Raw genomic sequence first — 9,332 nt, 5'->3', positions numbered from 1 at the left:
TTTAACGAGTTTATCTCTGCCTTTGCTTGTTGGAGTTTAGTAAAAGATTTTATCCTTTAACTTTCCTCCTAGATACAAGGGGCTGTGCCCCCGTGCCAGCCCACAACCTTGAGGATCGCAGGAATTCCTTCCACGTAACATCAGTTATAAAAAAGATTAAGCAGAAAGCCGCTTGAGCATAAGAGGAATCATGGCAAAATGAACAACAGCCTCACTTCCTTTGAAGACATTCAGAATCTTTACTCAATCGTCGGTGCTTACTAATTGTCGTCTAATAAACCGTAACATGCGACTCTAATGGGATGTATTCTAGGTGAAGTTACACCAAGTCAGAATCTCTTACTGCCCAATAGTCAGAGTATCTGAAAAAGTCATAAAATCTTGACTCGCTATTCAGGATTTGCTACAGTACGCCCACAGAATTGCTCCCCAAGGGTTCTAAGTCGCGAATGATTCCCAATAGGCTGCTTCTGTTCAAGAAATTCTATATTACGTTGAGCTACGTTGTTCAATCCCAATATTTCAAAATCATATCTAATTGGATGAGGTGGTATCTGCTTGATTTCACCTAGAGCCTTTTGTTCACCTAACTGCCAAGCTCTTTGCCTATCTTTTAGAACTCCATCTAGCGTTCCGATAAGGGCTTTATCAAGCCAATTTAAAATATTTCTGTCAAAATTATTACTAATGACTTCTTTTAAAGTAACTTGACTTGATTTCTTCAAGGTAACTACTGTATCGTCAAACTCTTCTTTCAATAGGCTGAAAGCAATACCTCTTGACTTAAATCTCTCCAATGTGTACGCAATTGACCTTGCCATGTCATTATTAACATGGGCATCAATCCCAGCTTGCAATACCCTTTGTGAGCTTGTTAAATAATTCTCATAACAACCATAGTTACGAGTAGGATCTATTTTCTGTGTTTCTAAACATGCTTGGAAAGATTTCGTCATTCTTTCCGAAAAATCAAACTGAGTGCTCCAGTGGGGTTCGACTTGATCTTTCCTCCCCGAATGCCATCTTTGCCAGTTGACTTGGAATGCATCAAAAAATGCAATCATTTGCTCCATTTTCTCTTGAGGGTGATTGATATCACCTCTCAAGATAGCTGCTAACTCGATTTTTGTTGTGTTGTAATATGCTGCTGGAAATAAACTTATAAATTCGCGATTTTCAAAGGGATAAGCAGTAAAGTCGTTTCTATAAGCATTCAGCAACGATAAAGCTCCAACAAGCTGAAGATATAATTTGTTCAGATCATCAGGATTGCTTTGAGGGGTTTTACTATTTCTCGAAATTGCACTAGATGGGCATGGGGGTGAATCAAATTTTTTTGTCCAGCCTAGTATCCTAAAACGACGACAATCTCTGACGTTTTGGCTGCCATTGGGCATGAGCGCATGGCAAAACATAGCCCCTTCAAAATACGCTATTTCCAGATTCAAACCTCTAAAGTCTGTTCCACCTAAGCCAGCTCCTATAAAGTTGGTTTCAGTTATATTTGCGCCCTGTAATTTTACCCGACGCATTTGGGTATAACTCAAGTTAGCTTTGGTCAGATTAGCTCTTTCTAAATTAACTTCAAATAATTGTGAGCCACTTAAGTTAGCTCCACTTAAATCCATTCCTGACAAATCAGCTCCTCGAAGTTGGCAATTTACACAATTCTTTGTCCTTTGCAGGCGCTCCAAATCTGCCTGTTCAAAGCGAACAGCCGCTGATGCTGGTATGACAAATGTTGTAACTACACCTAAAATTGCTATACCTATTTGCCACAATATGATCATGATTTTATGTGAAACTCGTTATCGTAATCTCTAAACCACTAACGATGGCACTGGACAGATAAAGCGTGATCGACGTATTTGCATCTTTTTCGTCCGCATGGAATGGGCATTTCAGCCCTCATTCCCCTTTAATTGTCCAAAGCCAGTTTAAAAACAGGCTCTATCTGCACAATATACTTTTCTCTCTTGAATTGCACGTTCTCGATCTTCGTAAATCCGCCTATCGTGTCTTCTGTCATACTCATCTTGCTGTTGCCTAGCATTATCATCTCCATTGGTAGGTGAACCAGAGTTGAGAATATTCACAAAAAATTGCAGAGCAGCTTCATTTGCCTCTCTTTTTTTCGCTAGGTATATTTTTTGTTCTTCTGGAGAAAGACTTTCAAAATACTGGCGTTGTTTTTCAGCCTCAGCAGCCCTAGCTTCTCTGCGTTTTTCAGCCTCAGCAGCCATCGCCTCTCTACGTTTTGCATACGCTGCTCTACGTTCCTCAGCCGCCGCTTTTCTATCAGCAGCTCGTTGCTGACGCTCAGCCCTATTAGCTACTTTGTTAAAAGTACCAAATTCTCCAAATATTTGACTGTTTTTTTCTTCTCTAGAGTAAGACTGATCTGTAAAAGATTGTTCAGAGGTTTGTGCAGTTAGTTGATTTGAAGCTAAACACGGAGAAAGACCAGAAAGTGAAGCAAAGGCGATCACAGCAAACCCAGCAATATACTTCATAAAAATGTATTTCTTACTACAAAATTATTTAACATATCTTCTACTCAAGCATAATATTTAATATTCATAATAATTTAATTTATATGTTTAGTCAATAACTAAATACTGACAAAAGTTTACAATTTGTCATGGGTTGTTAATTCAGACATGAATTCAGTTTACTCGTCTCGCCCTACCCAAGACCTCATAAGCAAAATCTAGCAGTTACGCGATGCTTAGTGACTTGTGATTTAAATAATATGCCAAAAAAGTAACTCTGAAAATTTGAGGCTTGGTTAATCGGGTGGTACTTTATCTTTTCGCAAGTCCCTAAACTATTAAGTTGAATAAATTGTTAGGAGATCTTTATGTTGTGAGACAGGTACTGATCGCCCCTAATCTACAACAAAATCAAAATTGCTATATAAATGGCAGAGTGATCGCTACACTTATCCATCCTTATGGCTTATGCCTGATAACATCGACTACCTCCAAGGCATTATCGAACGCCTGACCTTTCACTCCGAAGAGACAGGCTATACCGTAGCGCGGTTAAAAGTGCCCAAGGCTCAAGACCTAATCACCGTAGTCGGTAACTTTGCCAATATCCAAGCAGGACAGACTCTTGCCCTAGAAGGCACATGGCGATCGCATCCTAAATTTGGCGACCAATTTCAAGTCACTCAATACCGTGAAACTAAACCCGCCACGATTACAGGAATTGAGAAATATCTTGGCAGTGGTCTAATTAAAGGCGTGGGACCAGTCACCGCTAAACGCATCGTCACTCATTTTGGCTTAGATACCCTTGACATCATTGAGAATGAGATTGACCGCCTGATTGAAGTTCCTGGCATTGCCAAGAAACGGGTGAAGATGATTAAAATTGCTTGGGAAACGCAAAAGGCAATTAAGGAGGTCATGGTATTTCTGCAAGGACATGGAGTATCCACTACCTATGCGGTCAAGATTTTTAAGCATTATGGTAATGATTCCATTCAGACAGTTTCCGAAAATCCTTATCAACTGGCGACAGATATCTATGGCATTGGTTTCTTTACTGCCGATCAGATCGCTCGGAATATTGGTATTGAAGTTAGTTCTGAGTTTCGCAGCATTGCGGGAATCTTTCACTGTTTAGGGGAAGCTGCTGAAGATGGTCATTGCTATTTGCCGCGCACTGAACTAGAAGAGAAAGCCATCAAACTGCTTGCCCTCGAAGACTATCAACCAGATCCTGAAACTATCTCTAAAATTGTTCTAAGTCTCTCTATCAATGATCGCCTAGTGATGCAAGGCTTAGAAGGAGAGTTCATCTGTTATAAGCCCACCTACTTCCACACTGAACAGAATCTTGCTGAACGGGTTTATCAACTATTGCAACACAAACACAATCCAGATTCTGAAAGGGTCAAGGCTTGGATCGATCGCTACACCACCCAAAGAAATATCCAACTCTCGCCCAAACAACGGGAAGCCGTGGAGATGGCAGCAAATTCATCGGTGCTTATTCTCACAGGTGGACCGGGAACAGGGAAGACTACCACCACTCGCACGATTGTCGCGCTCTGGAAAGCGATGGGTAAGGAGATTGCTCTGGCTTCGCCGACAGGTCGGGCGGCTCAACGATTACAGGAAGTCACGGGTTGTGAGGCGAAGACAATTCACCGTTTTTTAGAGTTTGACCCGAAATCAATGGGCTTTAAACGCAATCAGGAATATCCTCTGACCGCTCAAGCGATCGCCATTGATGAAGCATCGATGCTGGATCTGTTTCTTGCCTTTTCTCTGGTGAAGGCGATTCCCTTGGGCGCTCAACTACTGCTTGTCGGCGATACCGATCAACTCCCTAGTGTCGGTGCGGGCAATGTTCTCCAAGATTTAATTGATTCTCAGCAAGTACCTGTAATCAAGCTTACGGAGGTATTTCGTCAGGCTCAGGCAAGTCAAATTATCCAGAATGCTCACCGTATCAATACAGGTAAGTTTCCAAACATGGAAAAAGTCTCTAATCAGCCTAAATCCGATTGCCTGTGGCTGGAAATGCCCAATGCTGAAGCGGGTCAGCAGGGTATTTGTGACATTATTACGGAGTTGTTACCGAGTCTGGGTTTTGACCCTCAGCAAGATATGCAGGTTCTCTGTCCGATGACTAGAGGTGATGTCGGTACGCGCAATCTTAATGTTGTCCTTCAACAGTTACTCAATCCTTCTGATGCAATTAAGCCCGAAATTAAGTATGGGAATACCATCTTTCGTTTGGGCGATCGCATTATGCAGCAGGTGAATGACTATAACCGTGAGGTTTTTAATGGTGACATTGGTACGATTACGGGTGTCGATTTGGAGGAACGGGAAGTCACAGTTGTATTTGGCGATCGGCAAGTGGTCTATGATTATGCCGATCTTAATGAGATTGCTCTCGCTAGAGCGACGACGATCCATAAGGCACAGGGCAGCGAATATCCTGTGGTGATCATGCCTCTATTTATGCAGCATTTTCTGATGCTCTCTCGTAACCTTTTCTACACTGGACTGACTCGTGCGCGAAAGCTTGCCATCATCGTTGGAGAGTCGAAGGCGATCGGGCTGGCGGTCAGACAGGTTAGCGATCGGCATAGATATACTTATCTCGCGAAACGGTTAGCAAAGTTTGCCGAGCCGTAATCCTGATTGCTAGTGATGAAGTTTCATGTAAAGAGTTAGATAGATTATTGCTAACAGGTATAGTGTGGCTCAGTATAGGCTATTTCCCTTAGAGGGGAATTGTTGAGGATATGCAAAGAGCGAAGTTTATGTTTAGCAAGCTGGGAATTTGGCTGGGGGCGATCACCTTGATAGCTGGGTTGTTGCTCCATCAGGGCTTTTATCCCCATAATATCACCACCGAAACAATTAACCTAAAAGGAGATCGAGATCATCCCCTTGTCGGCAGGCTACATATTCCCAATCAAACAAAAACTCCCTATCCCACGATCATTCTCTGGCATGGCGTAAGCTCTTCTAAAGAAATGATGGAACCACTTGCCGTAGAACTAGCCCGACAAGGTATAGCCGCTATAGCCTTTGATGCTGGCGGGTTTGGTGAATCCTATCCCAGACCATTTAGCTCAGAAGAAAATCTCAAGGATGCGAGTGTGGTATTTGATTATGTAAAACAACATCCCGAACGCTTTGACCGATTACATTTGGGTATGGGCGGTCATTCCATGGGAGCCGCTACAGCGATCGCCTTTGGTTCAGAAACAGCAAGTTCCAATCAAATCCGCGTTACCATCGTTCTCGGTATGAGTGCAGAGATTAGCCGCACAAGCCCTGCTAATCTTTTGATGGGAATTGGATTGTACGAAGAGTTGCATAGTCCCGCAGCGATGCGTGAAACTTTACAACAGGGAACTGGTGAAGCAACTCAGGAATTTCAAATCAAGGGGGATTTTCAAAATGGTTCCGCTAGAAAACTGGTTATTTCCATTACTTCTAACCATTTGATTGAGCCTTTTGATCCCACCTTAATTCAAGAAGCTGTAGTTTGGGCTGTGAAAGCCTTTGGTTTACCTGAGAGGTCGGTACTTTTAACGATGCCATTTGTTATGTGGGGATGGTTTCTGATCTTCATTGGTTCAGTTTTAGGTATTGGTTATGGTCTTCGCGAGCTTAATTTCTTGAAGACAAAATTGCGCTTAGTATCAGTGGGAATGGTGGCGATCGCTGCGATTTTTCTCTGTTTGGGTATGATGGGAGCGATACCTAGCAGAATGGCAAGCAGTCTAATCTTTCTAGTAGCGGCGGTTTTGCCTATCAGTACCTATGCCATCAATCAACCAAAGAAACTGACATCATTTTTGCAACTGTGCGGACTTTATGTTAGTGCTATCCTCATTGCCTACGCGATCGTCTCCCTTGTCATGCGTTGGCAAGAGTTGTTGACTAATCCTTCATATCTACTAGGACTACCACAGTTCCTTGTCCAACTTCCAGTGGCGATGATTTATTCGAGGGTTCAAGAATTGAATGCGGCTATATTTCCTGTCTATAGCAATGGACTTGTTCCTAGTTGGCAGCTTTCCCTTCTCTTTTTGCCCGAATTGATTTATCCCAGTGTGCTTTTAAGCGTGGGGACTAGAGTGGCTGCATGGTTGGTCAGATGGCTACGCCAACCACTAAGACTAGCAAAAGTAGATCGTCCCAGTAAGAAATCTCTGCAATTGCTAGGCGGACTCAGTTTAGTTTTAGCGATCGTTCTCATTCAACAGGCAAGAATGGGAACTTTTTCTATGGAATATGCGATCGTTGCCATAAGTCTACTCGCTCGGATGGCTTTATTCCCTGCTCTACTAGTTATCTTGATTGTGCGATCACCTCAATTTCAAGCATTAGAAAAACGATGCTTTTAGATGCATAAGCATTCGTGTATTCCTGATCTAAATTCATATCAGAGAGTTGATTCCGTCCAGTACAATATGCTTTAGTTCTCCGATGGAGAATTGCGGTTTCGCTCAGTAGCTTTTGGCTGATGCTGGGTGCGATCAAAAATTATGCCTAGCAGTAGAAACACAACTGGAGCTACCACACCATAGCCGATAATTCCGATATTCCGAACTTGCATATCTGCAAGTGGCACACCAATCAACCCCACAAGACTCAGTACACCACTGACAATCATAAGGTTCCTCACCGTTATCTCCAGCTTTCCTGAATTGAATACGGGCGCTGCAAAAAGCATTGAGAGGGCAAAGAACCAATCCCATGCAAGAATATCTAACGTATATGCCACAGATGGCCACTTGAATGAGAGTAGCGGAGAAATCCATGTCAATCTGGTAGCCTCAATCTGATGACCTATTGTCAGGATAACGAAGTGAACGCTGGAAGTAATCCCCGTCAGCAGGATCATAAAGATAAGTGCCGTAAGACTATATACCTTGACATCAGGGGTTGCGTAAGCGTGGACTGCGACCATGCTTACGACCATCAGGGGAACTATAATGACTATCAGTAGTTCCATAATCAAGAAGAATGGATCGCCGATTGGGTCTTGGGGCGATTTGAGCGCAAGAAATCCGAGAGCCGTTGTAACAGCGTATATCACCTCAAAAAAGAAAACAGCCCAAGCTGCTACTCTTCCGATTGCCCGATGCTGTGGTGTGAAACTTTCGTGGGACATACGCTACGGATTGCTCCTTATGTTACTTGATCAGGTAGTCTAACGGTCGGTTACAACTCACTCGTTAAGGCGCACAGAACTTTTTTTGACGAGAGAGATTTACTTTTCCAAATACTGCTATCAATTATGATAACCATTACACAATTCAAGAGAATATATACGTCATGAGGGAATAGATCACCTTGTATCTCTCTGAGTATTACCGCAAAGTCTAGTAGTTTCGTGATGACTTGTCCTACTTTTACTGAATTTCTTGATTCAATAAGTCTGAAACATTACCAATACTTTGTTGCTGTACTTGAGATCGATGCTGCCAAGCCTGCTCAAATTGTTGGATATCAAATTCGCTCAAATTGGCAAACTCAATTTCCTGCCCCCTAACCTGCAAGATAATCTGACGATCGCCTCTTAATCTCTCAACTGTCAGAATATCTCCACTTCGTTGGATACCGTAAGAGTTTTGACCCACTTCTCCAAAACTATCAGACCCTAGCTCACTGAGGAGTTGATGAGAGATTGCTGCAATCATCTGAGCACGATCAATTCTGCCCTGCTCTAAGTTAAGGGAGATTTCTGCTTTAGTAATATTTTCAGATTGGTCTGGTTTACGGACTTTAAGCGATCTCTGTTTTTCTAACTCAACCACAAGCTCGTTTAGAAAACTATCTGATAGACCATTGCAATGCTCTATAGGTTGACTTACCGCATTGCGGTCAGCACTTTGCATCTCTAAAATAATTGAGTGATCGCGTGCTGGATCGTAGCTAACCTGCAAATATTTCTGAAGCCCTCCCCAACTAAACTCTTTACCTAGCTCATTACCTTGAATACTGTTACTTCCCAAACTATAGGAAATACCTTTAATCTTCTTGGTACGGGTGTATTTGACATGAGCATCTACTCCTGAATGTTTCAATTGCTCAATCAACTGGGGCATGGTCATTCCTGCTTTTACTTGCTCTCTAATGACTTGTGATATGTGAGAGGCAATAGCAGGACTATTAGGAGGAGTCCCCTGATCAGAGACACTTTCTATCCGCTTCAAGATACGCGGTAAGGAATAAGCCTTGCCCACACTGGAGCCTGCCATGCTCACTCCATCAAGTTTGTAAGCAATCCCTTTCGGTTTTCCCTTGCGATCTCGGTCAACCCTAACTTCAATCCCTTCAAGATTTAACTGCTCAATAAAATCTGGTAGTGACGTGGTATTTACCAAAGTTGCATCGATCTTGTCTGCAAGTTGACGCTTTACAGTAACTTTGCCCGTTTCTAATTCCTTATCAATCTGACTCTTGGTTTGCTCTTGGCGATCGCTCTCCCAACTAGATGGTACAGCCGCTAGTCCAAAATCCTGCTCTAGTTTGCGGATTACATCTTGGCTGCGCGTCCAATCCCAACTGTCAGAAACTACTGAGCCGTCCATCCGCACCCGACTGGTCACGAGATGAATGTGTTCGTGATTTTCTTTGTCAGTATGCTTTACAGCCACATACTGATTATTTGTAAATCCCATTTCTTTGAGATATTGGGCGATCGCTGTCTGCCAAGCATCATTGTTACTCCCTTCCCGCTATAAGATCAGTGAATTAATGAAAAGATAAAATCCAGTGTTTTTCGTAATTGTATTTTTGAGAGAAATTGACTGGATTCAAAAAACTGCTCTAGCTGATTAGTGA

General features: G+C 42.6%; 6 protein-coding genes. 2 read left to right on the top strand and 4 right to left on the bottom strand.

Annotation, left to right across the window (positions count from 1 at the left end):
- Positions 1–389: 389 nt before the first annotated feature.
- Both B9G53_RS17155 and B9G53_RS17150 read right to left on the bottom strand, forming a co-directional pair.
- Complete coding sequence (locus B9G53_RS17155; protein ID WP_094534452.1) at positions 390–1,790, bottom strand: pentapeptide repeat-containing protein; 1,401 nt, start codon at positions 1,788–1,790, stop codon at positions 390–392.
- 147 nt (positions 1,791–1,937) lie between these two features.
- Positions 1,938–2,513, bottom strand: coding sequence for a hypothetical protein (locus tag B9G53_RS17150; RefSeq protein ID WP_094534450.1), 576 nt, complete (start codon positions 2,511–2,513; stop codon positions 1,938–1,940).
- 447 nt (positions 2,514–2,960) lie between these two features.
- On the opposite strand from B9G53_RS17150, the gene B9G53_RS17145 reads away from it, so the two are divergent.
- On the top strand, positions 2,961–5,159 hold the full coding sequence (locus B9G53_RS17145; RefSeq protein ID WP_094534448.1) for an ATP-dependent RecD-like DNA helicase: 2,199 nt from the start codon (positions 2,961–2,963) through the stop codon (positions 5,157–5,159).
- A 128-nt stretch (positions 5,160–5,287) separates the two neighbouring features.
- Complete coding sequence (locus B9G53_RS17140) at positions 5,288–6,886, top strand: alpha/beta hydrolase (protein WP_176453257.1); 1,599 nt, start codon at positions 5,288–5,290, stop codon at positions 6,884–6,886.
- 71 nt (positions 6,887–6,957) lie between these two features.
- Here B9G53_RS17140 and B9G53_RS17135 read toward each other — a convergent pair whose 3' ends face one another.
- Both B9G53_RS17135 and B9G53_RS17130 read right to left on the bottom strand, forming a co-directional pair.
- Entirely contained in the window at positions 6,958–7,452 is a 495-nt protein-coding gene (locus B9G53_RS17135; protein ID WP_217901614.1) for a hypothetical protein, read from the bottom strand.
- 445 nt (positions 7,453–7,897) lie between these two features.
- Complete coding sequence (locus tag B9G53_RS17130; RefSeq protein ID WP_254923700.1) at positions 7,898–9,190, bottom strand: relaxase/mobilization nuclease domain-containing protein; 1,293 nt, start codon at positions 9,188–9,190, stop codon at positions 7,898–7,900.
- Positions 9,191–9,332: the final 142 nt, after the last annotated feature.

Source organism: Pseudanabaena sp. SR411, from assembly GCF_002251945.1.
Lineage (GTDB): Bacteria > Cyanobacteriota > Cyanobacteriia > Pseudanabaenales > Pseudanabaenaceae > Pseudanabaena.
This window is presented reverse-complemented; position numbering and strand designations above follow the sequence as displayed.